At 51.4% G+C, this 26,348-nt stretch carries 25 protein-coding genes; 17 read left to right on the plus strand and 8 right to left on the minus strand.

What is annotated here, in order from left to right; genetic code table 11:
* Positions 1-231 precede the first annotated feature (231 nt).
* Both HV261_RS02285 and HV261_RS02290 read left to right on the plus strand, forming a co-directional pair.
* Complete coding sequence (locus tag HV261_RS02285) at positions 232-936, plus strand: FadR/GntR family transcriptional regulator (RefSeq protein WP_048213796.1); 705 nt, start codon at positions 232-234, stop codon at positions 934-936.
* Between the two features lie 3 nt (positions 937-939).
* Positions 940-2,367 (plus strand): multidrug transporter subunit MdtD, encoded by a 1,428-nt coding sequence (locus HV261_RS02290; protein WP_202037331.1) that lies wholly within the window; start codon positions 940-942, stop codon positions 2,365-2,367.
* Here the strand turns inward: HV261_RS02290 and rbsR are convergent.
* From rbsR to kup, 7 genes are all read right to left on the minus strand, one after another.
* Positions 2,333-3,325, minus strand: a complete 993-nt coding sequence (rbsR, locus tag HV261_RS02295; protein ID WP_202037332.1) for a ribose operon transcriptional repressor RbsR — start codon at positions 3,323-3,325, stop codon at positions 2,333-2,335. The two genes, HV261_RS02290 and rbsR, sit on opposite strands and share 35 nt — an antisense overlap.
* 3 nt (positions 3,326-3,328) lie before the next feature.
* Positions 3,329-4,258 carry a ribokinase gene (rbsK, locus tag HV261_RS02300; RefSeq protein ID WP_137381322.1) on the minus strand — a complete coding sequence of 310 codons (930 nt, stop codon included), beginning with the start codon at positions 4,256-4,258 and terminating at the stop codon, positions 3,329-3,331.
* Positions 4,259-4,399: 141 nt separating this feature from the next.
* The gene (rbsB, locus tag HV261_RS02305; protein ID WP_003023760.1) at positions 4,400-5,290 is read right to left on the minus strand and encodes a ribose ABC transporter substrate-binding protein RbsB; all 891 of its coding nucleotides are present in this window, start codon (positions 5,288-5,290) and stop codon (positions 4,400-4,402) included.
* Between the two features lie 24 nt (positions 5,291-5,314).
* On the minus strand, positions 5,315-6,280 hold the full coding sequence (gene rbsC, locus HV261_RS02310) for a ribose ABC transporter permease (RefSeq protein ID WP_137381321.1): 966 nt from the start codon (positions 6,278-6,280) through the stop codon (positions 5,315-5,317).
* A 5-nt stretch (positions 6,281-6,285) separates the two neighbouring features.
* On the minus strand, positions 6,286-7,791 hold the full coding sequence (gene rbsA, locus HV261_RS02315; RefSeq protein ID WP_137381320.1) for a ribose ABC transporter ATP-binding protein RbsA: 1,506 nt from the start codon (positions 7,789-7,791) through the stop codon (positions 6,286-6,288).
* 7 nt (positions 7,792-7,798) lie between these two features.
* Positions 7,799-8,218: a D-ribose pyranase gene (gene rbsD, locus HV261_RS02320; protein ID WP_137381319.1), complete on the minus strand. Its 420-nt coding sequence runs from the start codon at positions 8,216-8,218 to the stop codon at positions 7,799-7,801.
* Between the two features lie 192 nt (positions 8,219-8,410).
* On the minus strand, positions 8,411-10,279 hold the full coding sequence (gene kup, locus HV261_RS02325) for a low affinity potassium transporter Kup (protein ID WP_048213793.1): 1,869 nt from the start codon (positions 10,277-10,279) through the stop codon (positions 8,411-8,413).
* A gap of 331 nt (positions 10,280-10,610) precedes the next feature.
* Between kup and ravA the strand changes: the two genes are divergently transcribed.
* On the plus strand, positions 10,611-12,107 hold the full coding sequence (gene ravA / locus HV261_RS02330; protein WP_202037333.1) for an ATPase RavA: 1,497 nt from the start codon (positions 10,611-10,613) through the stop codon (positions 12,105-12,107).
* Positions 12,101-13,552: an ATPase RavA stimulator ViaA gene (viaA, locus tag HV261_RS02335; protein WP_137381317.1), complete on the plus strand. Its 1,452-nt coding sequence runs from the start codon at positions 12,101-12,103 to the stop codon at positions 13,550-13,552. Before ravA ends, viaA begins: the two co-directional genes overlap by 7 nt.
* Before the next feature lie 4 nt (positions 13,553-13,556).
* On the opposite strand, the gene asnA is transcribed toward viaA, so the two are convergent.
* Positions 13,557-14,549, minus strand: coding sequence for an aspartate--ammonia ligase (asnA, locus tag HV261_RS02340; protein WP_005121446.1), 993 nt, complete (start codon positions 14,547-14,549; stop codon positions 13,557-13,559).
* Positions 14,550-14,700: 151 nt separating this feature from the next.
* Here asnA and asnC point away from each other — a divergent pair, with 151 nt between their 5' ends.
* The 13 genes from asnC to HV261_RS02405 all read left to right on the plus strand — a co-directional run bounded on the left by asnC (position 14,701) and on the right by HV261_RS02405 (position 26,183).
* Entirely contained in the window at positions 14,701-15,159 is a 459-nt protein-coding gene (gene asnC / locus HV261_RS02345; RefSeq protein ID WP_003023780.1) for a transcriptional regulator AsnC, read from the plus strand.
* An 88-nt stretch (positions 15,160-15,247) separates the two neighbouring features.
* Entirely contained in the window at positions 15,248-15,697 is a 450-nt protein-coding gene (mioC, locus tag HV261_RS02350) for an FMN-binding protein MioC (RefSeq protein WP_202037334.1), read from the plus strand.
* A 372-nt stretch (positions 15,698-16,069) separates the two neighbouring features.
* Complete coding sequence (gene mnmG, locus HV261_RS02355) at positions 16,070-17,959, plus strand: tRNA uridine-5-carboxymethylaminomethyl(34) synthesis enzyme MnmG (protein ID WP_061066899.1); 1,890 nt, start codon at positions 16,070-16,072, stop codon at positions 17,957-17,959.
* Positions 17,960-18,058: 99 nt separating this feature from the next.
* Positions 18,059-18,682 carry a 16S rRNA (guanine(527)-N(7))-methyltransferase RsmG gene (gene rsmG / locus HV261_RS02360; RefSeq protein ID WP_202037335.1) on the plus strand — a complete coding sequence of 208 codons (624 nt, stop codon included), beginning with the start codon at positions 18,059-18,061 and terminating at the stop codon, positions 18,680-18,682.
* A gap of 615 nt (positions 18,683-19,297) precedes the next feature.
* Positions 19,298-19,678 (plus strand): F0F1 ATP synthase subunit I, encoded by a 381-nt coding sequence (atpI, locus tag HV261_RS02365; RefSeq protein WP_045449005.1) that lies wholly within the window; start codon positions 19,298-19,300, stop codon positions 19,676-19,678.
* 8 nt (positions 19,679-19,686) lie between these two features.
* Positions 19,687-20,502: a F0F1 ATP synthase subunit A gene (gene atpB / locus HV261_RS02370; protein WP_005121454.1), complete on the plus strand. Its 816-nt coding sequence runs from the start codon at positions 19,687-19,689 to the stop codon at positions 20,500-20,502.
* A gap of 46 nt (positions 20,503-20,548) precedes the next feature.
* Complete coding sequence (gene atpE / locus HV261_RS02375) at positions 20,549-20,788, plus strand: F0F1 ATP synthase subunit C (protein WP_000429386.1); 240 nt, start codon at positions 20,549-20,551, stop codon at positions 20,786-20,788.
* 59 nt (positions 20,789-20,847) lie between these two features.
* Entirely contained in the window at positions 20,848-21,318 is a 471-nt protein-coding gene (gene atpF / locus HV261_RS02380; protein WP_040232304.1) for a F0F1 ATP synthase subunit B, read from the plus strand.
* A 14-nt stretch (positions 21,319-21,332) separates the two neighbouring features.
* Complete coding sequence (gene atpH / locus HV261_RS02385) at positions 21,333-21,866, plus strand: F0F1 ATP synthase subunit delta (protein WP_202037336.1); 534 nt, start codon at positions 21,333-21,335, stop codon at positions 21,864-21,866.
* Positions 21,867-21,878: 12 nt separating this feature from the next.
* Positions 21,879-23,420, plus strand: a complete 1,542-nt coding sequence (gene atpA, locus HV261_RS02390; protein WP_003827026.1) for a F0F1 ATP synthase subunit alpha — start codon at positions 21,879-21,881, stop codon at positions 23,418-23,420.
* Between the two features lie 50 nt (positions 23,421-23,470).
* Positions 23,471-24,334, plus strand: a complete 864-nt coding sequence (gene atpG, locus HV261_RS02395) for a F0F1 ATP synthase subunit gamma (RefSeq protein ID WP_005121458.1) — start codon at positions 23,471-23,473, stop codon at positions 24,332-24,334.
* A 26-nt stretch (positions 24,335-24,360) separates the two neighbouring features.
* Positions 24,361-25,743 carry a F0F1 ATP synthase subunit beta gene (gene atpD, locus HV261_RS02400; RefSeq protein WP_003023806.1) on the plus strand — a complete coding sequence of 461 codons (1,383 nt, stop codon included), beginning with the start codon at positions 24,361-24,363 and terminating at the stop codon, positions 25,741-25,743.
* Positions 25,744-25,763: 20 nt separating this feature from the next.
* Positions 25,764-26,183 (plus strand): F0F1 ATP synthase subunit epsilon, encoded by a 420-nt coding sequence (locus HV261_RS02405; protein ID WP_005121460.1) that lies wholly within the window; start codon positions 25,764-25,766, stop codon positions 26,181-26,183.
* The last annotated feature ends 165 nt before the right edge of the window (positions 26,184-26,348 follow it).

Here is a 26,348-nt window from a genome sequence, read left to right on the forward strand (position 1 = left end):
CCCCGCTGACCCGGCGGCTTGTAGTCCGTTGTTCCGTGTCAGTGGAGGCGCATTATAGGGAGTTATTTCAGGCTGACAAGGGGAAATTTAAAATAACTTTCCGACTGCGTGTTTTTTCACCAAAACCACCATTAACATGCCATAAAATAAGCAATTTGCCGTTTTTGCAGCCGCAATCACACTCCCTGATGGCATACTAATGAATAAGAAAAAGCGTAAGGAAGAACATTCATGCCTTTAAATGCCCAACAGATAGCTGCCCAAAAGAATCTTTCCTATGTTCTGGCAGAAAAGCTGGCTCAGAGAATATTAAAAGGTGAATATGCACCCGGCGCCATCCTGCCTGGTGAAATTGAGCTGGGCGATCAGTTTGGCGTGAGCCGAACTGCGGTAAGGGAAGCAGTTAAGACATTAACGGCTAAAGGTATGGTATTACCGCGCCCACGCATTGGTACACGCGTTATGCCGCAGGCAAATTGGAACTTCCTCGATCAGGAGCTGCTCACCTGGTGGATGACGGAAGATAATTTCCCACAGGTCATTAAACACTTTCTGGTGATGCGTATTAGCCTGGAGCCTCAGGCGTGTTCGCTGGCGGCGACGATTGGTACGGCAGAGCAGAAAGCCCATCTCAATACATTAATGGAAGAGATGGTCGAGCTGAAAAGAAACTTCAGACGCGAACGTTGGATTGAAGTTGATATTGCCTGGCATGAGCACATTTATGAAATGAGCGCGAATCCATTCCTGATATCCTTCGCATCATTGTTCCATTCCGTTTATCAGACCTACTTTACGTCGATTACCTATAACGATGTGGTCAAGCTGGATTTGCACCAGGCCATTGTCGATGCAATAGAAGATAGCGATGGCGAACGCGCCTTTGCCGCTTGTCAGGCATTACTGATAGCCCCGAACGAGCTCCCGGATAAATAATCTATGTCAGAAAAGAAATCGCGCAGTATGGCTGGATTACCATGGATAGCCGCCATGGCCTTTTTTATGCAGGCATTAGATGCCACTATCCTCAACACGGCCTTACCCGCAATAGCACATAGTCTGAACCGCTCCCCGCTTGCCATGCAATCAGCCATTATCAGCTATACCCTGACCGTCGCTATGCTGATCCCAGTGAGTGGATGGTTGGCTGACAGATTCGGGACCCGGCGCGTATTTATGATTGCCGTTAGCCTGTTTACGTTGGGATCGTTGGCTTGTGCACTTTCCAGCTCATTAAGTGAACTGGTGGTTTTCCGTGTGATACAGGGTATCGGTGGCGCAATGATGATGCCTGTTGCCCGTCTGGCATTATTGCGTGCTTACCCGCGCAGCGAACTGCTCCCCGTACTTAATTTCGTGACCATGCCCGGTCTTGTTGGACCGATTTTAGGTCCGGTGCTGGGTGGCGTGCTGGTAACGTGGGCCAGTTGGCACTGGATCTTCCTGATTAATATTCCCATCGGCATTGCCGGTATCTTCTATGCCCGCAAATATATGCCGAACTTCACCACACCACGCCGCGGCTTCGATATGACCGGTTTCTTTCTCTTTGGTCTAAGCCTGGTGCTGTTTTCCAGCGGTGTTGAGTTGTTTGGCGAGAAACTTGTTGCCAGTTGGGTCGCACTTGGCATTATTCTCACCAGCATTGTGCTACTGCTCGCCTACATCCGTCATGCGCGTCGCCATCCGACACCGCTGATTGCGCTTCCTATCTTTAAAACGCGAACCTTTTCTGTTGGCATCGCCGGAAACCTTGCTACTCGCCTGGGAACGGGATGCGTACCGTTCTTAATGCCGCTAATGCTGCAGGTAGGATTTGGATACCCGGCACTCATTGCCGGTTGCATGATGGCTCCGACAGCGCTGGGCTCCATTCTGGCGAAATCGATGGTGACGCAGGTACTGCGCCGGCTCGGCTACCGGACCACACTGGTAGGTATTACGGTGTTCATCGGCCTGATGATTGCACAGTTCTCGTTGCAGTCTCCAGCCATGCCGGTCTGGATGCTAATCCTGCCACTGTTCATTTTAGGTATGGCGATGTCCACCCAGTTTACCTCGATGAATACCATTACCCTGGCAGATTTGACTGATGAGAACGCCAGCAGCGGCAACAGCGTTTTAGCCGTTACGCAGCAGCTGTCTATTAGTTTAGGGGTTGCCATCAGTGCCGCGGTTCTGCGTATCTACGAAGGTATGGAAGGAACCAATACGGTCGAACAGTTCCACTATACCTTTATTACAATGGGCGCGATCACCGTCGTATCGGCGCTGATGTTTATGCTGTTAAGAGCCAAAGATGGGCGCAATCTGATCAAAGAGCGGCATAAGCCTAAACCGACCCCCGCGCCACCAGAACGGGAGTAAGCTGCAAGCGCTGCTGCTGCAATGCGGGCTGTGCCATACGGTGGATTAACACATCAATGGCCAGTTCGCCCAACTCATCTTTCGGTTGGTGAATAGTTGTCAGCGGCGGCGTCATATAGCGCGCCAGTTCTATGTCATCATAACCGACTACCGCCATATCCTGCGGGATACGCAATCCAGACTGATATAAAGCCTGATATGCTCCAACCGCCATCGCATCATTGCCGGTAAAAACTGCCTGTGGGCGGTCTTTATGCGACAACAGCGTTTGCATAGCTTCAAACCCACCGCCAAACTCGAAGTCACCGGTGATCTCGTAACCGTCCGGGATAGCCAGCCCTGCACGCTTCATTGCCGCACGATACCCTTCCAGACGCAGACGCGCCGGTGTTTTATCCAGAGGGCCCGTGATGCAGGCAATGCGCGTAAACCCTTTTTCGATAAGATGCTGGGTGGCTAAATCCCCACCTAACAGGGAGTTATCCTGAATCAGATCGCTTTCACCATCGAAAGGCGACCAGTCCATCATCACGGTGGGTATAGAAGGGTAACGCTGCATGATTTCTTTGGAAGGCTGATGTGTTTCCGTGCAGAGCAGTAGCAAGCCGTCTACCCGCTTTTGCATCAACGTTTCCAGATTACGGTTCATACGCTGCTCATCACCTTCGGTGTTGCACAACACCAGGCTGTAACCGCGCTCAAAGCAGCTACGTTCAACACCACGAACCAGCTCAGAGTAAAAGGGATTGGTACTGGCTGTGATTAACATGCCAATAGTGCGGGTCTGATTCAGTTTGAGACTACGCGCCAACGCGGAAGGCGCATAGTTAAGCGCTTTGATCGCCGCATCAACTTTGTCAGTGATCGCTTCACTGACAAAGCGATCTTTATTAATGACGTGAGAAACCGTCGACGTGGAGACACCCGCCAGGCGGGCAACGTCCTTCATTGTAGCCAAGCGTTACCTCTGTTGACTTAAAAACGCTTCGATTTCTTCACGCCATGGAACGGAAGGCTGTGCACCTTTACGTGTGACCGCAATCGCCGCGGCAGCATGTGCAAAACGGATGGCTTCCGATAGCGGAGTCTCTTCCAGTAACGCTGTGATTAACGCGCCGTTAAAGGTATCTCCGGCAGCGATAGTATCAACAGCATCCACTTTAAACCCGGGCACACGACGACCTTCACCGTTTACGCTGGCCCAAACACCGCGACTTCCCAAGGTAATCAGTACAGTATGAATACCCTTCGCGTGCAATGCCTGCGCCGCTTTAGCTGCATCTTCATCGTTTTCTACCCGGATACCCGTCAGTTTTTCAGCTTCGGTTTCATTTGGGGTAATAATATCTACCAGCGCCAGCAGCTCGTCAGATAGTTCACGTGCCGGGGCCGGATTCAGGGCAACCGTAGTCTTGTTTTGCTGCGCTATCTTTGCCGCAGCCAACACGCTTTCGATCGGTGATTCTAATTGCATCAGTAACGCAGACGCCTGAGCAATACGGTCACGCTGTGCTTCGACTAACGCCGGAGAAAGAGCAGCATTCGCGCCGGCATGAATACCGATAACGTTCTCACCTTCGGCATTCACAAAAATCAACGCCACACCGGTCGATTCACCCGAAATAACGCTAATCGGGGCAATATCAATATTATCGCGGGCTAACTGTTTACGCACACTTTCGCCAATATCGTCATCACCCGTACAGGCAATGAACGCGATATTCGCGCCACTACGCCCTGCAGCAACCGCCTGATTCGCGCCTTTACCGCCAAACGCCACCTGATATTGACTACCGGTTACGGTTTCACCCGGTGTCGGGAAAGAGTTAAGGTTGAGGATGTGATCGGCATTAATGCTGCCAAGAACAACGAGGTTGCCTGCGGTTTTCATGTTAGGTATTCCAAGTCAAAGTGCGCCACCGGGTTAGGGTGGCGCGTGCCCTGCTTTTCTTTTTACGCTTTCATCTTCAGAACCAGGTCTAACGATGGCGTATTTATGTCTCCATCAGGCCACGAGCGACCTGAATCGGTATTACTGCTTGATGACCAGCTTCAGGTCAACCGGATATTTAGCCTGAACCTTCTCGCCTTTCAGGACTTTATCCGCAGTCTCAACGCCTTTCGCGCCAATCTGATCCGGCAACTGAGCAATAGTCGCAGCCAGTTTGCCATCATTTACTGCTTTTTCGCCATCAGGTGTGCCGTCAAATCCAACCACCATCACATCAGATTTACCCGCAGTTTGCAGTGCGCGCAATGCACCCAGCGCCATTTCATCGTTCTGGGCAAATACCGCCTGCACATCAGGATGTGCGGTCAGCAGGTTCTGCATGACGTTCAGGCCTTTGGTACGGTCGAAGTCTGCCGGCTGGCTGGCCAGTACGTTAAATTTGTGTGCCGCAACGGCCTGCTGGAAACCTTCGCCACGCTCACGCGCCGCGGACGTTCCGGCAATGCCCTGCAGTTCGATAACTTTCGCGCCTTCACCGGCTTTTTTCGCGATGTAATCACCCGCAATTTTGCCGCCCAGCACGTTATCAGACGCAATATGGCTTACCACTTCACCTTTAGACGCTACGCGGTCGAGAGTGATAACCGGAATCTTCGCCTGGTTAGCCATCTTCACAGCGTTACCCACGGCATCGGAGTCCGTCGGGTTAATCAGCAGTATTTTTGTTCCACGAACCGTGAGGTCCTGAACGTTTGCCAGTTCTTTCGCCGGGTTATTCTGTGAATCCAGAATAACCAGGTTGTAGCCCAGCTTATCCGCCTCTTTTTGCGCGCCATCTTTCAGGGAGACAAAGAACGGGTTATTAAGCGTGGAGACCACCAACGCAATGGTATCTTTCGCCATCGCATTCGCGCTCACGGTGGCGCTCAGCGCAACAGCAGAAACCAGGGTAGCCAGTTTTTTCATGTTCATATTTAAGATGTCCTGTAATCGTTGTTACTGCTTTTTGTTGTCTACCAGTACCGCCAGCAAAATCACCACCGCTTTGACGATCATCTGGTAATAGGAGGATACACCTAACAAATTCAAACCATTATTGAGGAAACCAAGAATCAATGCTCCGATCAGCGTCCCAACAATTCGTCCTTTACCGCCCGCAAGGCTTGTACCGCCTAACACCACCGCAGCGATAGCATCCAGCTCGTAACCGGTACCCGCCGTGGGTTGTGCAGAGGAAAGACGCGCCACTTCAATGATGCCCGCCAGCGAAGCCAGCAGCCCACAGAGTGAATAAACGATGATTTTGATTTTACTGACGCTGATACCAGACAGACGCGTTGCCGCTTCGTTACCGCCCAGCGCATAGATATATCGGCCCAGACGGGTGTGATGCAGCATGTACCACGCCGCCAGGAAGACAATCCCCATAATCCACACCGGCGTCGGGACGCCTAACGGACGACCAATACCAAACCAGCCAAACAGATCGGCATTGTCGGTAAAGCCGGTATTTACCGGACTCCCATTGGTGTACACCATCGTCACACCACGCAGCAGCAGCATCATCACCAGCGTGGCGATAAATGCCTGTACGCGACCTTTTGCGACAATCACCCCGGTTAACGCACCAACAGCAGCGCCCAGCGCCAATGCTGCCGCGACGGCGACCAGTGCGTTGACTTCAATTCCTACAATGGAAGCAGCAACCGCACCGGTGAGCGCCAGCAGGGAACCAACGGACAGATCGATACCCGACGTCAGGATGACCAGCGTCATGCCAACGGCCATAATGGCGTTTACCGACGTTTGCTGGAGAATGTTGAACAGGTTATTAACAGTAAAAAAGTTCGGGCTCATGGTGGAAACAATCGCAATCAGCACTAACAGAGCGATGAGCGACTTTTGCTCCAGAAGCCATGCTTTAGTGAAATAACGGCGACCAGAAACAGCCTGGGTTGTCATCTTTTTTACTCCTGATTCACGCGATTAAGCTTGCCCACAGCGGCAGCCATTAATACTTCCTGAGTGGCCTGCTCGCGAGTGAACTCACCGCCGAGATGCCCTTCATGCATAACGATAATTCGATCGCTCATGCCCAATACTTCTGGCATCTCAGAGGAGACCAGAATGATGCTCAGCCCATCGGCCTTAAACTGGTTGATAAGCTGATAGATTTCTTTCTTGGCGCCAACATCAACGCCGCGTGTTGGCTCATCGAGGATCAGCACTTTGGGTCGGGTCATCAAACCGCGTGCAATCGCCACTTTTTGCTGGTTACCACCAGAAAGCAGGCCGATAGCCTGTTCCATCGATGGCGTTTTCACATTGAACAGACGAATAAAATCACCTACCGCCTGCTGCTCATCTTTATGCTTCAGGCTTCCGCCGGCACGGCTGAAATAGCGCAGTGCAGTTAACGACATGTTCTCTTTCACCGACATGCCCAGCACTAAACCATCACGTTTGCGGTCTTCAGAAATATAGACGATACCGTTAGCCAGGCCATCCTGCGGCGAACGGGTAACCACTTCATGGCCATCCAGTGTGACGTAACCGCTGGTACGCGGCAGTGCACCGTACAGGACTTTCATCAATTCGGTTCGCCCGGCCCCCATCAGGCCCGATACCCCAAGGATCTCACCTTTGCGCAGCGTGAATGAAACACTGTTCACCCCTGGGCCGCACAGGTTATCGACTTTCAGGCGTACATCACCCGGCGCTTTATCCAGACGCGGGTACTGATCTTCCAGCTTACGTCCCACCATCATTTCAATCAGCGAATCTTCGGTTAACGAGGCAACTTCACGCTCGGCAATAAACTGCCCGTCGCGGAAAACGGTCACGTCATCGCAAATCTCGAAGATCTCTTTCATACGGTGGGAGATATAGACGATGCCACGCCCCTGCGATTTAAGTTCGCGGATCACGCGGAACAGAGATTCGGTTTCGGTATCGGTAAGGGCGTCGGTCGGTTCATCCATCACGATGACCTTCGATTCAAAGCTCAGCACTTTGGCAATTTCAACCATCTGCTGATCGCCAATCGACAACTCACCCACCAGCCTGTCGCTTTTAAAGCGCAGATTGAGTTTGGCGAGCAGCAGATCGGCTTCGGCATACATCTTCTTCCAGTCTATTTTGCCAAAGCGATTTACAAACTCACGGCCAAGAAAAATGTTCTCAGCGATGGTGAGTTGCGGGATCAGGTTCAGCTCCTGGTGAATAATGCCAATCCCGGCTTCCTGGGAGGATTTTGGGCCGTTGAAGGTGGTTTCTTTCCCCAGCCATAATAAAGAACCGGCATCGCGGGTATAGATACCGGTCAGGACTTTCATCATGGTGGATTTGCCCGCGCCGTTTTCGCCTACCAGCGCCATTACGCGACCAGGATAGACATTCAATGCGGCGCCAGATAGCGCTTTTACGCCGGGGAACGCTTTGTCGATCCCTTTGAGTTGCAGTAATGCGTTCATGATGGCCTCAGAACGTGACGCCAGCACAAAGAATAATATTCGCATACGGAGAACACTCTCCGCTGCGAATTACCGCCTGACTGTCTGCGGTTTGTTTTTTGAAATGTTCATGCGTGGTGTAACGAATTTCTATGGTGTTTCCCTGGTGTTGTTGCAGTTGCTCAATGTGGTTGAGCAACGTTTCGTGGAGTTGCGGATTATGTTGTTTAATTTCCGTCGCGAGAATGGCCGCTTCGACCTGCATTTCACGTGTGACCACATCCAGCACCTGCATAAAAGAAGGTACGCCCTGGGTTAATGCCATATCGATACGGGCTGTGCTATTCGGGATAGGTAAACCCGCATCACATACCACCAGCGTATCGGTATGCCCCAGACGGGAGATCACCGATGAAATTTCAGAGTTGAGTACCGTGCCTTTCTTCATTTTCTTTCCCCACTAGCGAAACGTTTCGCTGACGATAAGTTTAGTCTGAAAGGTGCACAGAAAACCACCGCGAGGTTACGAAAATGTGATCGCCATCGAAACGTTTCGCAAGGATTATCATGAGATGAAAAGAAAACTGAGAGGGGTCAAACAAAACGCCCCCTTTCACGGTGAAAGAGGGCGTTCGCAACATTAAATCTCGACCTGAGTACCGAGTTCAATCACCCGATTAGGCGGAATTTCAAACTGGTCCGGCGCACGTAGCGCGTTACGCTGCAACAGCAGATACAGCTTACCGCGCAGGCGCAGATACCATGGCCGTTTGCCAACAATCAGCGACTCATGCGACATAAAGAAGGAGGTTTCCATCATCCGGCAACTTAAGCCTTCCAGGCCACAGCGGTGGAACACTTCCTCAACGTTTGGCGTTTCACGCCAACCATAACTGGCCACCACGCGCCAGAAGGTAGGCGACAATTGCTCAATCTGCACTCTACGTACATTGTGTACATAGGGTGCGTCTTCCGTGCGCAGCGTCAGCAGAATAACGCGTTCATGCAACACTTTGTTGTGTTTGAGATTATGCAGCAGCGCAAACGGGATGACGTTCAACGCACGGGACATATACACCGCCGTTCCTGGCACGCGCACCGGTGGGGATTTCTCCAGCGAGGCAATCATCGCCTCCAGAGAGTTACCGTGCTCATGCATACGACGCAGCAGACGGAAGCGTTCACTTTTCCAGGTCGTCATAATCGTGAACATCACCAGACCCAGCGAGAGCGGCAACCAGCCGCCTGAAACGAGCTTATCGAGGTTTGCAGAGAACAACGGAACATCGATGCACAGGAACGCAACCAGGATCAGGAAGACGAAGTATTTATTCCAGTGCCAGTTTTGCCGCGCCACGGTCGTCGACAGAATGGACGTCAGTACCATCGTTCCCGTTACCGCAATACCGTACGCAGCAGCCAGATTACTGGAGTGCTCAAAGCTCACGATCACGATAACCACGGCGAAATAAAGCATCCAGTTTACGAAAGGAATATAGATCTGACCCGATTCCATTTCTGAAGTATGGATAATCCGCATCGGCGATAAATACCCCAGACGCACAGCCTGGCGCGTCAGTGAGAATACGCCGGAGATCACCGCCTGAGAGGCGATAACCGTTGCCAGCGCGGCAAGGATCAGCAGCGGAATCAGCGCCCAGTCCGGTGCCAGCAGGAAGAACGGGTTTTTGATCGCTTCGGGATGCTTTAACAGCAACGCACCCTGACCAAAATAATTCAACACCAGCGAAGGCAATACGACGGAGAACCATGCCAGGCGAATCGGTAACTTACCGAAGTGGCCCATATCCGCATACAACGCTTCAACACCGGTAATCGACAGCACCACCGCGCCCAGCGCAATAAAGGACAGCGTTTTGAATTCCAGGAAGAAATGAACAGCCCAATACGGATTTAGGGCATGCAACACTTCCGGATTCGCAATAATGCTGCGTACACCCAGCACGGCAAGTACCAGGAACCATATCAGCATAATCGGCGCAAACAGCTTACCGACCATGCCGGTACCGTGTTTTTGAATCAAAAACAGCAGGGTAAGTACGATAATAGAGAGAGGAACAATCCAGGTATCCAGCTGTGGAGCAATAATCTCCAGACCTTCAATCGCCGACATCACCGAAATGGCTGGCGTAATAACCACCTCGCCATAGAAAAAGCTGCCGCCAATCAATCCCATAATCACCAGCATCGAGGTCGTTCGCGCCGACGTATTACGCCCGGCCAACGACATCAGCGTCAGGATCCCGCCTTCCCCGGCGTTATCAGCACGCATAACAAATGACAGATATTTAACGGAAACAACCAGGATTAGCAGCCAGAAAATCAGCGAGAGAAAACCAAACACGGCATCACGTTCAACGCCAAAACCAAACTGCCCGGACAAACATTCACGAAGCGTATAAAGTGGGCTGGTACCAATATCACCGTAGACAACCCCAATGGCCGCGAGGGTAATCGCAGACAATGATTGCTTATTATCAGTGCTCATAGACTCGTCTTTCGTTTATACACATCATCGTTCAAGCTACCTCCGCGTTGGCTGCATTCGTTATTCCCCCCATCCCCGGAGAAAACTCCATTGCCGCCTTGGTGCAGCTTGATTGATTTGGTGTATATATAAGAAATGTGTGCGTCGTCCCTTGGCCCACAAAAAGGCGCACAGTATGCACGATTAATCGCAAAATCGTACCCCTAAATGAGACCAGATTAATCTGGCTCAAAGAAAAATAAACGCGCCTTCAGTCTATTACAGCCCAGGGGCTAAACATCTATACTCGCTGTTTAACGCGGTACATTTGGCGAAAGGACGCCACTTCATTATGGCTCACCCACATTTATTAGCGGAAAGAATTTCCCGTCTGAGCAATGCGCTGGAAAAGGGACTTTATGAACGTAGTCACGCCATTCGCCTTTGTCTGTTGGCCGCGCTCAGCGGCGAGAGCGTCTTCTTACTAGGCCCTCCAGGGATCGCGAAAAGCTTAATCGCTCGCCGGCTGAAGTTTGCCTTTAAAAATGCCCGTGCTTTCGAATATCTGATGACGCGCTTCTCGACACCTGAAGAGGTCTTTGGCCCGCTATCCATTCAGGCGCTTAAAGATGAAGGTCGTTACGAGCGCTTAACAGCAGGCTATCTTCCTGAAGCCGAAATTGTTTTTCTTGATGAAATCTGGAAAGCAGGCCCGGCCATTCTCAACACCCTGCTGACCGCCATTAACGAACGCCACTTCCGCAACGGCGCACACGAGGAGAAAATCCCGATGCGCCTGCTGGTCGCGGCCTCCAACGAACTACCTGAAGCGGACAGCAGCCTGGAAGCATTGTACGACCGTATGCTGATTCGCCTGTGGCTGGATAAAGTCCAGGACAAGGCCAACTTCCGCTCCATGCTGTTAAGCCAGCAGGATGAAAGTGACAACCCCGTTCCAACAACGTTACAAGTGACGGATGAAGAGTACTACCAGTGGCAAAAAGACATTGGCAAAATCACGCTCCCCGATCGTGTATTTGAATTGATTTTCACCCTGCGCCAGCAACTGGATGCGCTACCGAACGCCCCTTACGTCTCTGACCGTCGCTGGAAAAAGGCAATCCGCCTGTTGCAGGCCAGCGCCTTCTTTAGCGGACGCGATGCCGTTGCACCAATCGATCTTATTCTGCTGAAAGATTGCCTGTGGTACGACGCGCAAAGCCTGAATCTGATGCAGCAACAAATCGAAATATTGATGACCGGGCACGCCTGGCAGCAGCAGACAATGTTGACGCGCCTTGGGGCAATAATGCAGCGCCGCATCCAGCTACAGCAACAGCAAAGTGATAAAACGGCCTTCACGGTAATTCGTCAGGGCGGCATGTTCAGCCGCCGTCCTCATTATGATTTACCACCGGAAGCCACATCTTCAGTCGTGACATTACTGCTGCAAAAGCCCTTAAAGCTGCATGATATGGACGTTATCCATATTGCCTTTGAACGCGGCGCTCTGGAGCTATGGCTGACTAAAGGCGGCGAGATCCGCGGAAAATTAAACGGTATCGGATTTGCCCAGACGCTGAATATGGAAGTCGACAGCGCTCAGCACCTGGTCGTACGCGACGTCAGCTTACAGGGTTCTCGACTGGCGTTACCTGGTGCATCAGAAGAAGGCATGCCCAGTGAGATAAAACAGCAGCTTGAAGCGCTCGACAACGAATGGCACCAGCAGCACAGCGAATTTAGTGAACAGCAAAAATGTCTGTTTATCCATAGTGACTGGTTAGGCCGCATTGAGGCCAGCCTGCAGGACGTCGGTACGCAGATCCGACAGGCACAACAATGCTGACCCTTGATACGCTGAATATCATGCTGGCGGTCGGCGAAGAGGGGATGATCGAAGAGATGATCATCGCACTGCTGGCTTCCCCGCAGATGGCGGTCTTTTTCAAAAAATTTCCCCGGCTAAAAAAAGCAATTACTGACGATGTCCCCCGCTGGCGTGAAGCGTTACGTAGCCGCCTCAAAGATACCCACGTACCGCCGGAGCTCACAGAAGAGGTTATGTGCTATCAGCAAAGTCAGCTCCTCTCCACTCCGCAGTTTATCGTCCAGCTGCCGCAAATCTTAGCGCTCCTGCACCGACTCCACTCACCATGGGCCGGGCAAGCGCAGCAACTGGTCGATGACAACAGTACGTTTACGCCCGCACTGCATACACTATTTCTCCAGCGCTGGCGCCTGAGCCTGGTGGTGCAAACCACCACGCTTAATCAGCAGCTACTGGAAGAAGAACGCGAACAGTTGCTCAGTGAAGTGCAGGAACGGATGACGCTCAGTGGCCAACTGGAACCTGTGCTGGCGGAAAATGACAACGCAGCGGGTCGTTTGTGGGACATGAGCGCAGGTCAAATCAAGCGCGGTGATTATCAGCTGATGGTGAAATACGGTGAGTTCCTGACGCAACAACCCGAACTTCAGCGACTGGCCGAACAGTTGGGGCGCTCCAGAGAAGCGAAATCCGTGCCGCGTAAAGACGCGCCAATGGAAACATTCCGTACGCTGGTGCGTGAACCGGCTACCGTCCCGGAGCAGGTGGATGGCATTCAACAAAGTGATGATATCCTGCGTTTACTCCCCCCCGAACTGGCCACATTAGGTATTACCGAACTGGAATATGAGTTCTATCGGCGGCTGGTGGAAAAACAGCTCCTGACATACCGCCTGCATGGAGAAGCCTGGCGCGAGAAAGTCACGGAGCGGCCGGTTATCCACCAGGATTTTGACGAGCAGCCTCGTGGACCGTTTATTGTCTGTGTCGATACCTCGGGATCGATGGGCGGATTTAACGAACAGTGTGCGAAAGCCTTTTGCCTCGCACTGATGCGCGTGGCTCTCGCCGATAACCGCCGCTGTTTCATCATGTTATTTTCGACAGAAGTCGTGCGCTATGAGCTATCCGGTCCGGAAGGCATTGAGCAGGCAATCCGTTTTTTAAGCCAGCGTTTTCGCGGCGGTACGGACATTGCCAGCTGTTTTCGCGCCATTATTGAACGTATGCAAGGTCGGGAATGGTTTGATGCCGATGCGGTGGTGATTTCGGATTTTATCGCCCAGCGATTACCCGATGAGGTTGTCAACAAAGTGGGGGAATTACAGCGGGTACATCAGCACCGTTTTCATGCGGTCGCGATGTCAGCACACGGCAAACCCGGCATCATGCGCATTTTCGATCATATCTGGCGCTTTGATACCGGGATGCGAAGCCGCCTGCTCAGACGCTGGCGGCGTTAATTTTTTACAGCAGAGAAGCGACGCTTTCACGGACCTGTGCAGGCCACACACCGCACTGAACCTGGCCAATGTGCGGCAACTGCAGCAGCAGCATCGTCAGGCGTGACTGCCCAATACCGCCACCAATGGTCTGCGGCATTTCGCCACGCAACAGCGCCTGGTGCCACTCCAGACTCAGGCGATCTTCATCACCGGTCAGAGCAAGCTGGTGTTTCAGCGCATCGGCATCCACGCGGATCCCCATCGAAGACAGTTCAAACGCATCTTCCAGAACAGGGTTCCACACCAGGATATCACCGTTCAGACCAGCATGGCCCAGCTCGGAAGCGGAACTCCAGTCATCATAATCCGGAGCACGAACGTCATGACGGTGACCGTCGCTAAGTTTGCCGCCGATCCCGACCAGGAACACCGCGCCCAGCTCTTTTGCGATCGCACGTTCACGACCTTTAGCATCAAGATCCGGGTAGCGAGATAACAGCTCCTGGCTATGCACAAAGTGGATCTGCTCTGGCAGGAACGGTGCCAGACCAAATTCTTTGCTTACCGCAGCTTCGGTTGCCTTAATTCCCGCCCAGATAGCCTCTACTGTGCTTTTCAGAGTGGAGAATTGACGCTCACCGTCACCCATCACGCGCTCCCAGTCCCACTGGTCAACATAGACCGAGTGAAGCGGAGAGAGACGGTCCTCATCCGGACGCAGGGCTTTCATATGCGTGTACAGCCCCTCGCCCGCGCTGAAGTCGTGTTGTCCCAGCGTTTGACGCTTCCACTTCGCCAGTGAATGAACCACTTCGAACTGAGCGTCGGGTAATGCTTTCACTTTCACCTGCACCGCTTTTTCACAGCCAGACAAGTTATCCTGCGTGCCATCTCCTACGCGGCTGAGGATCGGAGCCTGAACTTCGATCAGACCTAAACGCTCCTCCAGTTGACGAGAGAAATGAGATTTCACGAAGCTAATTTGACGTTGTTTGGCAATGTAAGCGGTTTTCATTATGTTTACTCCTGTGTCCTGTTGCCTATGATTAAGCAACAGAATGAGGGTAATATTCAATAATCAACAAACAAAAAGCCGACTTCGATTTTGATTCGTTAAAATTAACGTCTAAAATAGAGTGAATCATTAATCTACATAAGAAAAACCTATGGAAAATTATCAGATCGACAATCTGGACCGCGGCATTCTTGACGCCCTGATGGAAAATGCCCGTACCGCCTACGCAGAATTAGCCAAACAGTTCGGCGTCAGCCCAGGGACAATCCACGTGCGCGTTGAAAAGATGAAGCAGGCTGGGATTATTACCGGCGCACGTATTGATGTCAGTCCAAAACAACTGGGTTATGACGTCGGCTGCTTTATCGGCATTATCCTGAAAAGTGCGAAAGACTATCCGTCAGCGCTGGCCAGGCTGGAAAGTCTCGATGAAGTGACCGAGGCGTATTACACCACCGGGCACTACAGCATCTTTATTAAGGTGATGTGTAAATCAATCGATGCCCTGCAACAGGTACTTATCAACAAGATCCAAACAATTGATGAAATTCAGTCCACTGAAACCTTGATCGTCTTGCAGAATCCGATCATGCGTACCATCAAGCCCTGAGCGCTTTTTTTAATCCCCTGGTTTTCCACAGGTAGATCCCAACTCGCTCACAGCGTACAATGCTGCCTCTTCATCGAGGTAGCGATCAATGGCAGATATCACTCTTATCAGCGGCAGCACGCTTGGCAGTGCGGAATATGTAGCAGAACATCTGGCGGAAAAGCTGGATGACGCCGGTTTTTCCAGCGAAATACTGCATGGACCGATGCTCGACGAGGTTCCAACTCAAGGGATTTGGCTGGTAATCAGCTCAACGCACGGTGCAGGAGACATTCCTGATAACCTGCAACCTTTATATGACACATTGCGCGAACAGAAACCGGATCTTTCGCAGGTACGCTTTGGTGCCATCGGCATTGGTAGCCGCGAATATGACACGTTCTGCGGTGCGATTGACAAGCTGGAAGCTGAACTGAAGGCCTGCGGGGCGAAACAGATCGGTGAAACGCTCAGGATCAACGTACTGGAACATGAGATTCCGGAAGATCCGGCTGAAATTTGGTTGAGATCCTGGCATCCATTGCTCAGAGATTTGTAAAGATCGTACTTTTTTATGTGGATAACTCTGGTTAAAAGCTTGGATCAACCGGTAGTTATCCAAAGAATAACTGTTGTTCAGTTTTTGAGTTGTGTATAACCCTTCATTCTGATCCCAGCTTATACGGACCAGGATCACCGATCATTCACAGCTAATGATCCTCTACAACCCGTTGATCTTATTCAAACGATCGCCCTTATCCACAGATAGTTGCGATCCTAATAAGAGATCACAATAAAACAGATCTCTAAATAAAAAGATCTTCTTTTTAATACCCAGGATCCGAGGTCTTTCTCCATCGACTAAAGTTGAGTAGAATCCACGGCCCGGGCTTCAATCCATTTTCACACCGCGTTATGCGAGGCAATTACCATGTTTTATCAGGATCCTTTTGACGTCATCATCATTGGCGGGGGTCATGCAGGCACCGAGGCCGCAATGGCCGCGGCGCGAATGGGTCAGCAGACCCTGCTGTTGACACACAATATCGACACTCTGGGACAGATGAGCTGCAACCCGGCGATTGGCGGCATTGGGAAGGGACACCTGGTAAAAGAAGTGGATGCGCTTGGCGGCCTGATGGCAACCGCAATTGACCATGCCGGTATCCAGTTTAGGATACTAAACGCCAGCAAAGGCCCGGCCGTTCGCGCCACCCGTGCTCAGGCGGATCGCGTGCTCTATCGTCAGGCGGTACGTACTGCACTGGAGAACCAGCCAAATCTGATGATCTTCCAGCAAGCGGTTGAAGATCTGATTGTTGAAAACGATCGTGTTGTTGGTGCGGTGACTCAGATGGGTCTGAAGTTCCGTGCCAAAGCGGTCGTATTAACCGTGGGGACCTTCCTCGACGGGAAAATTCACATTGGTCTGGATAACTACAGCGGTGGCCGTGCTGGCGATCCGCCGTCTATCCCACTGTCACGTCGCCTGCGTGAGCTACCGCTGCGCGTTAGCCGTCTGAAAACCGGTACACCGCCGCGTATCGATGCGCGTACCATCGATTTCAGCGTACTTGGCCAGCAAAACAGCGATAACCCAATGCCGGTCTTTTCGTTCCTTGGCGATGTTTCTCAACATCCACGCCAGATGCCGTGCTACATCACGCATACTAACGAGAAAACCCATGACGTGATCCGTAATAACCTCGATCGTAGCCCGATGTATGCTGGCGTGATCGAAGGTATCGGCCCACGTTACTGCCCGTCGATCGAAGACAAAGTGATGCGCTTTGCCGACCGGAACCAGCACCAGATCTTCCTTGAACCGGAAGGACTGACGTCTAACGAAATTTACCCGAACGGTATTTCCACCAGCCTGCCGTTTGACGTGCAGATGCAAATTGTCCGCTCTATGCAGGGAATGGAAAATGCCAAAATTGTCCGTCCTGGCTATGCTATTGAGTATGATTTCTTCGATCCACGCGATCTGAAGCCAACTCTGGAAAGCAAATTCATTCAGGGTCTGTTCTTTGCCGGCCAGATTAACGGTACAACCGGTTACGAAGAAGCCGCCGCACAAGGCTTGCTGGCGGGTCTGAACGCCGCACGCTTGTCCGCTGACAAAGAGGGGTGGGCACCTGCGCGTTCTCAGGCCTATCTTGGTGTGCTGGTGGATGACCTGTGTACGCTGGGTACCAAAGAACCGTACCGCATGTTTACTTCGCGCGCAGAATACCGTTTGATGCTGCGCGAAGATAACGCCGATCTCCGTCTGACCGAAATTGGTCGTGAACTGGGTCTGGTAGGGGATGAACGTTGGGCGCGCTTCAATGAAAAACTGGAACGCATCGAACAAGAACGCCAGCGTCTGAAATCGACCTGGGTGAACCCGCTTGCTGAATCTGCCGCGGAAGTGAACGCGCACCTGGCAACGCCTCTGTCACGCGAGGCCAGTGGTGAAGATCTGCTACGTCGTCCGGACATGACCTATGCACAGCTGACGTCATTGTCTGTATTTGCACCAGCGCTTGATGATCCTCAGGCGGCTGAGCAGGTTGAGATCCAGGTTAAGTACGAAGGTTATATCGCCCGTCAGCAGGATGAAATCGAAAGACAACAACGTAACGAGAACACGTTGCTGCCTGCGACTCTGGATTATCGTCAGGTTTCCGGTTTGTCGAATGAAGTTATTGCCAAGTTGAACGATCACAAACCGGTGTCAATCGGTCAAGCATCGCGCATTTCTGGTGTCACGCCTGCCGCCATCTCCATTCTGCTGGTTTGGCTGAAAAAACAAGGTATGCTGCGCCGTAGCGCTTAGTCACTCTATTTGGGCGGGGCTTCACTTACCCGCCCTGCAAATTTGTCGACCCGATACGCGGTAGCGTAGCGTGTAATTGATTATTAACAGGTAACGACCGTGCTCAACAAACTCTCTCGTCTGCTGGCTGATGCTGGTATTTCTCTTACCGATCACCAGAAAAATCAGCTGATTGCGTATGTCGATATGCTGCACAAATGGAATAAAGCGTACAACCTGACATCGGTGCGGGATCCCAACGAAATGCTGGTGCGCCATATTCTGGACAGCATTGTTGTCGCCCCCCATCTGCAGGGCGAGCGTTTTATTGATGTCGGCACGGGACCGGGCTTACCAGGAATTCCTCTTTCTATCGTGCGTCCTGAGGCGCACTTTACTCTGCTGGATAGCCTGGGAAAACGCGTACGCTTTCTGCGTCAGGTACAACATGAACTTAAACTGGATAACGTCACTCCAGTGCAAAGCAGGGTAGAAGAATTCCCTTCCGAGCCTCCTTTTGATGGCGTGATAAGTCGTGCTTTTGCCTCTCTTAACGACATGTTGAGCTGGTGCCACCATTTACCTGGTCAAAACGGGCGTTTTTATGCTTTAAAAGGGCAATTACCGGAAGATGAGATCGCCACACTGCCTGCGGCGTTCAGCGTAGAATCAGTTGTAAAATTACGGGTTCCACAACTGGATGGTGAGCGTCATTTGGTGGTTATTAAGCCAAACAAAATTTAATATTTATCAAAAAAAACAGAAAAAAAGTGGGCCTTCAGGTGTTAAATACCGAAGGTTATAGGGGGGGGAAGTGGTGTTACATTTCACCTCTGCCTTACTGTTTTGCATCATAACTATAACGTACCGTTTTTTGTTAAAAGCGAAACAAGTCAACAGTGAAAATATCAGTCTGCTAAAAATAGAATCTAAGAATCACCGTTTTGTGTTAATTATTTATTATAAATGTCAATGAGCGGTTTTTTTGTTGTTAGGGTCTATTTCTAAAATAGTGACGGTTTTTACGCTTAAATATCAAAAAGATGAAAAGGCATCATTTGCCACGTAAATTAATTGTGCGAAGGTGAATATGTTCAATATGTGATCTGGTGCACGCTTTATCGCCAGTGTTTACGCGGTATTTGCAGTTTTGCATGATCGTTCACAGTTTGCCGAAAAGTAATAAATGTGGCCTGGAGAAAAATATTTAAACATTTATTCACTTTTTAGCTACTTATTGTTTGAAATCACGAAGCCGCACCGTATAATTTGACCGCTTTTTGATGCTTGACTCTAAGCCATAAAGAACGTTTTATACGACACGCGGCATACCTCGAAGGGAGCAGGAGTAAAAACGTGATGTCTATGTCGCTCTTGAGTCGAAACGTTGCTCGTAAGCTTTTGCTCACACAGCTTCTGGCGGTAATAGCAAGTGGATTGCTGTTTAGCCTCAAAGACCCTTTCTGGGGCATCTCCGCATTGTGCGGGGGATTGGCAGTGTTACTGCCTAATATGTTGTTTATGATATTTGCCTGGCGTCACCAGGCACATACACCAGCAAAGGGCCGAGTGGCCTGGTCGTTCGCTTTCGGCGAAGCCTTCAAGGTGTTAGCGATGCTGGTTTTGCTTGTGGTGGCGTTGGCGGTTTTGAAGGCGGTGTTCTTACCGCTGATCGTTACGTGGGTTTTGGTGCTGGTGGTTCAGATACTGGCACCGGCTGTAATTAACAACAAAGGGTAAAAGGCATCATGGCTTCTGAAAATATGACGCCGCAGGAATACATAGGGCACCATCTGAATAACCTTCAGTTGGACCTGCGTACTTTCTCGCTGGTAGATCCGCATAACCCCCCAGCCACCTTCTGGACGCTCAATATTGACTCCATGTTCTTCTCGGTGGTGCTGGGTCTGTTGTTCCTGCTTATGTTCCGTAGCGTGGCCAAAAAGGCAACCAGCGGCGTACCAGGGAAATTTCAGACCGCGATTGAGCTGGTAATCGGCTTTGTTCATGGCAGTGTCAAAGACATGTACCATGGCAAGAGCAAGGTTATCGCACCGCTTGCCCTGACGATCTTCGTCTGGGTCTTCCTGATGAACCTGATGGATTTACTGCCAATCGACCTGCTGCCGTATATTGCTGAGCATATACTGGGCCTGCCGGCACTGCGCGTAGTTCCGTCTGCGGACGTAAACATCACCCTGTCGATGGCACTGGGCGTGTTTATCCTGATTCTGTTCTACAGCATCAAAATGAAAGGCATCGGCGGCTTCGCGAAAGAGTTGACGCTGCAGCCGTTCAATCACTGGGCGTTCATTCCTGTCAACTTAATCCTTGAAGGGGTAAGCCTGCTGTCCAAACCAGTTTCTCTTGGTCTGCGACTGTTCGGCAACATGTACGCTGGTGAGCTGATTTTCATTCTGATTGCTGGTCTGTTGCCGTGGTGGTCACAGTGGATTCTGAATGTGCCGTGGGCCATTTTCCACATACTGATTATCACGCTGCAAGCCTTCATCTTCATGGTTCTGACGATTGTCTATCTGTCGATGGCGTCTGAAGAGCATTAATTTACCAACACTACTACGTTTTAACTGAAACAAACTGGAGACTGTCATGGAAAACCTGAATATGGATCTGCTGTACATGGCTGCCGCTGTGATGATGGGTCTGGCGGCAATCGGTGCTGCGATCGGTATCGGCATCCTCGGGGGTAAATTCCTGGAAGGCGCAGCGCGTCAACCTGATCTGATTCCTCTGCTGCGTACTCAGTTCTTTATCGTTATGGGTCTGGTGGATGCTATCCCGATGATCGCTGTAGGTCTGGGTCTGTACGTGATGTTCGCTGTCGCGTAGTAAGCGTTGCTTGAATTAAGAGCAATATCAGAACGTTAACTAGATAGAGGCATTGTGCTGTGAATCTTAACGCAACAATCCTCGGCCAGGCCATCGCGTTTGTCCTGTTCGTTCTGTTCTGCATGAAGTACGTATGGCCGCCATTAATGGCAGCCATCGAAAAACGTCAAAAAGAAATTGCTGACGGTCTTGCTTCTGCTGAACGAGCACATAAGGATCTTGACCTTGCAAAGGCCAGCGCGACTGACCAGCTGAAAAAAGCGAAGGCGGAAGCTCAGGTAATTATCGAGCAGGCAAACAAACGCCGCGCTCAGATCCTGGACGAAGCTAAAACTGAAGCAGAGCAGGAACGTACTAAAATCGTGGCACAAGCGCAGGCGGAAATTGACGCCGAGCGTAAACGTGCTCGCGAAGAGCTGCGTAAGCAAGTTGCTGTCCTGGCTGTTGCTGGCGCCGAGAAGATCATCGAACGTTCCGTGGATGAAGCTGCTAACAGCGACATCGTGGACAAACTTGTCGCTGAACTGTAAGGAGGGAGGGGCTGATGTCTGAATTTATTACGGTAGCTCGCCCCTACGCCAAAGCAGCTTTTGACTTTGCCGTTGAGCACCAAAGCGTTGACCGTTGGCAGGATATGCTGACGTTTGCCGCTGAGGTGACGAAGAACGAACAAATGGCAGAGCTTCTCTCTGGCGCGCTGGCGCCGGAAACGCTCGCTGAGTCGTTTGTCGCAATCTGCGGTGAGCAGTTAGACGAAAGCGGTCAAAACCTGATTAAGGTAATGGCTGAAAATAACCGTCTTAATGCGCTCCCGGATGTTCTTGAGCAGTTTATTCACCTGCGTGCAGCCAGTGAGGCTATCTCTGAGGTAGAAGTCACTTCTGCCAATGCACTGAGTGATGAACAGCTTACGAAGATTAGTGCAGCGATGGAAAAACGTCTGTCACGCAAAGTTAAGCTGAATTGCAAAATCGATAAGTCTGTAATGGCAGGCGTAATCATCCGTGCGGGTGATATGGTCATTGATGGCAGCGTACGCGGCCGTCTTGAGCGCCTTGCAGACGTCTTGCAGTCTTAAGGGGACTGGAGCATGCAACTGAATTCCACCGAAATCAGCGAACTGATCAAGCAGCGCATTGCTCAGTTCAGTGTTGTGAGTGAAGCTCACAACGAAGGTACTATTGTTTCTGTAAGTGACGGTGTTATCCGCATCCACGGTCTTGCTGACTGTATGCAGGGGGAAATGATCTCTCTGCCGGGTAACCGTTACGCTATCGCACTGAACCTGGAGCGCGACTCCGTAGGTGCAGTTGTGATGGGTCCATACGCTGACCTCGCCGAAGGTATGAAGGTTAAGTGTACGGGTCGTATCCTTGAAGTTCCGGTAGGCCGTGGCCTGCTGGGTCGTGTGGTGAACACGCTGGGTTCCCCAATTGACGGTAAAGGTCCGGTTGATAACGATGGCTTCTCGCCAATCGAAGTTATCGCACCAGGCGTAATCGAACGTCAGTCCGTAGATCAGCCGGTACAGACCGGTTATAAATCCGTTGATGCCATGATCCCAATCGGTCGTGGCCAGCGTGAGTTGATCATCGGTGACCGTCAGACCGGTAAAACCGCGATGGCAATCGATGCCATCATCAACCAGCGTGACTCCGGCATCAAATGCGTGTACGTGGCTATCGGCCAGAAAGCGTCCACCATTTCTAACGTGGTTCGTAAACTGGAAGAACACGGCGCACTGTCCAACACCATCGTTGTTGTGGCTACCGCGTCTGAATCTGCTGCACTGCAATACCTGGCACCGTATGCGGGTTGCGCAATGGGCGAATACTTCCGTGACCGCGGTGAAGATGCACTGATTGTTTATGATGACCTGTCCAAACAGGCTGTTGCTTACCGTCAGGTTTCCCTGCTGCTGCGTCGTCCACCAGGACGTGAAGCATTCCCAGGCGACGTATTTTACCTCCACTCCCGTCTGCTGGAACGCGCATCCCGCGTTAACGCGGAATACGTTGAGAAATTCACCAATGGTGAAGTTAAAGGTAAAACTGGCTCCCTGACCGCTCTGCCGATTATCGAAACCCAGGCGGGTGACGTTTCTGCGTTCGTTCCGACCAACGTAATTTCCATTACCGATGGTCAGATCTTCCTGGAAACCAACCTGTTCAACTCCGGTATTCGTCCGGCAGTTAACCCGGGTATCTCCGTATCCCGTGTAGGTGGTGCAGCGCAGACCAAGATCATCAAGAAACTGTCCGGTGGTATCCGTACCGCGCTGGCACAGTATCGTGAACTGGCAGCGTTTTCTCAGTTCGCTTCCGACCTTGACGAAGCTACGCGTAAGCAGCTGAGCCACGGTCAGAAAGTAACTGAACTGCTGAAGCAGAAACAGTATGCCCCAATGTCTGTTGCACAGCAGGGTGTGGTGCTGTTTGCGGCTGAACGCGGTTACCTCGAAGATGTGGAACTGGCGAAAATCGGTAGCTTCGAAGCCGCTCTGCTGGCTTACGTTGACCGTGATCACGCTCCGCTGATGCAAGAGATTAACCAGTCCGGTGGCTATAACGATGAAATCGAAGGCAAGCTGAAAGCTATCCTCGATTCCTTCAAAGCAACCCAGTCCTGGTAACGTCTGGCGGTCTGTCTTAGGACGGACCGCAAGGCATTGAGGAGAAGCTCATGGCCGGCGCAAAAGAGATACGTAGTAAGATCGCAAGCGTCCAGAACACGCAGAAGATCACTAAAGCGATGGAGATGGTCGCCGCTTCCAAAATGCGTAAATCGCAGGATCGCATGGCGGCCAGCCGTCCTTATGCAGAGACCATGCGCAAAGTGATTGGTCACCTTGCGAATGGCAATCTGGAATATAAGCACCCTTACCTGGAAGAACGCGACGTTAAGCGCGTGGGCTACCTGGTGGTGTCGACCGACCGTGGTCTGTGCGGTGGCTTGAACATTAACCTGTTTAAAAAGCTGCTGGCGGATATGAAAACATGGTCCGATAAAGGCGTTCAGTGCGACATCGCAATGATCGGCTCTAAGGGCGTGTCTTTCTTTAATTCCGTAGGCGGTAACGTGGTTGCTCAGGTAACCGGTATGGGGGATAACCCTTCCCTGTCCGAACTGATCGGCCCGGTTAAAGTGATGCTGCAGGCCTACGATGAAGGTCGTCTGGACAGACTGTACGTTGTCAGCAACAAATTTATTAACACCATGTCTCAGGTTCCGACTCTCACTCAGCTGCTGCCTTTACCGGCTTCAGAAGATGAAGAGTTAAAACAAAAAGCCTGGGATTACCTGTATGAACCAGACCCGAAACCGCTGCTGGATACCCTGCTGCGTCGTTACGTTGAATCTCAGGTTTATCAGGGCGTGGTAGAAAACCTGGCCAGCGAGCAGGCCGCACGTATGGTGGCGATGAAAGCCGCGACCGACAATGGCGGCAGCCTGATTAAAGAGCTGCAGTTGGTATACAACAAAGCTCGTCAGGCCAGCATTACTCAGGAACTCACCGAAATCGTCGGTGGTGCATCCGCGGTATAACCAGGTTAATTCGTAGAGGATTCAAGATGGCTACTGGAAAAATTGTCCAGGTAATCGGCGCCGTGGTTGACGTCGAATTCCCTCAGGATGCCGTACCGCGCGTGTACGATGCTCTTGAGGTTATGAATGGTAAAGAGAGCCTGGTGCTGGAAGTTCAGCAGCAGCTCGGCGGCGGTATCGTACGTACCATCGCCATGGGTTCTTCCGACGGTCTGCGTCGTGGTCTGGAAGTGAAAGACCTCGAGCACCCGATCGAAGTCCCGGTAGGTAAAGCAACTCTGGGTCGTATCATGAACGTCCTGGGTCACCCGATCGACATGAAAGGCGATATCGGTGAAGAAGAGCGTTGGGCTATCCACCGCGCAGCACCTTCCTACGAAGAGCTGTCCAGCTCTCAGGAACTGCTGGAAACCGGCATCAAAGTTATCGACCTGATGTGTCCGTTCGCTAAGGGCGGTAAAGTTGGTCTGTTCGGTGGTGCGGGTGTAGGTAAAACCGTAAACATGATGGAGCTTATTCGTAACATCGCGATTGAGCACTCCGGTTACTCTGTGTTTGCGGGCGTAGGTGAACGTACTCGTGAGGGTAACGACTTCTACCACGAAATGACCGACTCCAACGTTCTGGATAAAGTATCCCTGGTTTATGGCCAGATGAACGAGCCGCCGGGAAACCGTCTGCGCGTTGCGCTGACCGGTCTGACCATGGCTGAGAAATTCCGTGACGAAGGTCGTGACGTACTGCTGTTCGTCGATAACATCTATCGTTACACCCTGGCCGGTACGGAAGTATCCGCACTGCTGGGTCGTATGCCATCAGCGGTAGGTTACCAGCCGACCCTGGCGGAAGAGATGGGTGTTCTGCAGGAACGTATCACCTCCACCAAAACTGGTTCTATCACCTCCGTTCAGGCGGTATACGTACCTGCGGATGACTTGACTGACCCATCACCAGCAACCACCTTTGCTCACCTGGATGCAACCGTGGTACTGAGCCGTCAGATCGCTTCTCTGGGTATTTACCCGGCCGTTGATCCGCTGGACTCCACCAGCCGTCAGCTGGATCCGCTGGTTGTTGGTCAGGAACACTATGACACTGCGCGTGGCGTACAGTCCCTGCTGCAGCGTTATCAGGAACTGAAAGATATCATCGCCATCCTGGGTATGGATGAACTGTCTGAAGAAGATAAACTGGTGGTAGCTCGTGCGCGTAAGATCCAGCGCTTCCTGTCCCAGCCGTTCTTCGTTGCGGAAGTATTCACCGGTTCTCCGGGTAAATACGTTTCCCTGAAAGACACCATCCGTGGCTTTAAAGGTATCATGGAAGGCGAATACGACCACCTGCCAGAGCAGGCGTTCTACATGGTTGGTTCTATCGACGAAGCCGTAGAAAAAGCCAAAAAACTTTAACGCCTTAATCGGAGGGTGATATGGCAATGACTTACCACCTGGACGTCGTCAGCGCAGAGCAACAAATGTTCTCTGGTCTGGTCGAAAAAATCCAGGTAACGGGTAGTGAAGGTGAACTGGGTATTTTCCCGGGCCACGCACCGCTGCTCACCGCCATTAAGCCTGGTATGATCCGCATCGTTAAACAGTTCGGTCATGAAGAGTTTATCTATCTGTCCGGCGGCATTCTTGAAGTGCAGCCTGGCAACGTGACCGTACTGGCTGATACCGCGATTCGCGGTCAGGATCTCGATGAAGCGAGAGCCCTGGAAGCGAAACGCAAGGCTGAAGAGCATATTAAGAGCTCTCATGGTGACGTGGATTACGCTCAGGCATCTGCGGAACTGGCCAAAGCGATCGCAAAACTGCGCGTTATCGAGTTGACCAAAAAAGCGATGTAACACCGGCTTGAAAATACGAAAACCAGTCTGCTAGCAGGCTGGTTTTTTTTTGCCTGTGTTTTAGATATTTTGAAACTGAAAAGGTGTTTTGATTTTATGTGATCTGCATCACATAACTATTGATCGATTAAAAAATGAAGCGTAGACTTGTTTTTGTGATGTAAG

The organism is Citrobacter sp. RHBSTW-00671 (assembly GCF_014103415.1).
Classification (GTDB): Bacteria; Pseudomonadota; Gammaproteobacteria; order Enterobacterales; family Enterobacteriaceae; genus Citrobacter.

What these genes read in the sequence shown, in the direction of transcription:
- HV261_RS02285 (WP_048213796.1), top strand. Translation starts at nt 232, where the DNA reads ATGCCTTTAAATGCCCAACAGATAGCTGCCCAAAAGAATCTTTCCTAT.
- HV261_RS02290 (WP_202037331.1), top strand. Translation starts at nt 940, where the DNA reads ATGTCAGAAAAGAAATCGCGCAGTATGGCTGGATTACCATGGATAGCC.
- rbsK (WP_137381322.1), bottom strand. Translation starts at nt 4,258, where the DNA reads ATGAAAACCGCAGGCAACCTCGTTGTTCTTGGCAGCATTAATGCCGAT.
- rbsB (WP_003023760.1), bottom strand. Translation starts at nt 5,290, where the DNA reads ATGAACATGAAAAAACTGGCTACCCTGGTTTCTGCTGTTGCGCTGAGC.
- rbsC (WP_137381321.1), bottom strand. Translation starts at nt 6,280, where the DNA reads ATGACAACCCAGGCTGTTTCTGGTCGCCGTTATTTCACTAAAGCATGG.
- rbsA (WP_137381320.1), bottom strand. Translation starts at nt 7,791, where the DNA reads ATGAACGCATTACTGCAACTCAAAGGGATCGACAAAGCGTTCCCCGGC.
- rbsD (WP_137381319.1), bottom strand. Translation starts at nt 8,218, where the DNA reads ATGAAGAAAGGCACGGTACTCAACTCTGAAATTTCATCGGTGATCTCC.
- kup (WP_048213793.1), bottom strand. Translation starts at nt 10,279, where the DNA reads ATGAGCACTGATAATAAGCAATCATTGTCTGCGATTACCCTCGCGGCC.
- ravA (WP_202037333.1), top strand. Translation starts at nt 10,611, where the DNA reads ATGGCTCACCCACATTTATTAGCGGAAAGAATTTCCCGTCTGAGCAAT.
- viaA (WP_137381317.1), top strand. Translation starts at nt 12,101, where the DNA reads ATGCTGACCCTTGATACGCTGAATATCATGCTGGCGGTCGGCGAAGAG.
- asnA (WP_005121446.1), bottom strand. Translation starts at nt 14,549, where the DNA reads ATGAAAACCGCTTACATTGCCAAACAACGTCAAATTAGCTTCGTGAAA.
- asnC (WP_003023780.1), top strand. Translation starts at nt 14,701, where the DNA reads ATGGAAAATTATCAGATCGACAATCTGGACCGCGGCATTCTTGACGCC.
- mioC (WP_202037334.1), top strand. Translation starts at nt 15,248, where the DNA reads ATGGCAGATATCACTCTTATCAGCGGCAGCACGCTTGGCAGTGCGGAA.
- mnmG (WP_061066899.1), top strand. Translation starts at nt 16,070, where the DNA reads ATGTTTTATCAGGATCCTTTTGACGTCATCATCATTGGCGGGGGTCAT.
- atpI (WP_045449005.1), top strand. Translation starts at nt 19,298, where the DNA reads ATGTCTATGTCGCTCTTGAGTCGAAACGTTGCTCGTAAGCTTTTGCTC.
- atpB (WP_005121454.1), top strand. Translation starts at nt 19,687, where the DNA reads ATGGCTTCTGAAAATATGACGCCGCAGGAATACATAGGGCACCATCTG.
- atpE (WP_000429386.1), top strand. Translation starts at nt 20,549, where the DNA reads ATGGAAAACCTGAATATGGATCTGCTGTACATGGCTGCCGCTGTGATG.
- atpH (WP_202037336.1), top strand. Translation starts at nt 21,333, where the DNA reads ATGTCTGAATTTATTACGGTAGCTCGCCCCTACGCCAAAGCAGCTTTT.
- atpA (WP_003827026.1), top strand. Translation starts at nt 21,879, where the DNA reads ATGCAACTGAATTCCACCGAAATCAGCGAACTGATCAAGCAGCGCATT.
- atpG (WP_005121458.1), top strand. Translation starts at nt 23,471, where the DNA reads ATGGCCGGCGCAAAAGAGATACGTAGTAAGATCGCAAGCGTCCAGAAC.
- atpD (WP_003023806.1), top strand. Translation starts at nt 24,361, where the DNA reads ATGGCTACTGGAAAAATTGTCCAGGTAATCGGCGCCGTGGTTGACGTC.
- HV261_RS02405 (WP_005121460.1), top strand. Translation starts at nt 25,764, where the DNA reads ATGGCAATGACTTACCACCTGGACGTCGTCAGCGCAGAGCAACAAATG.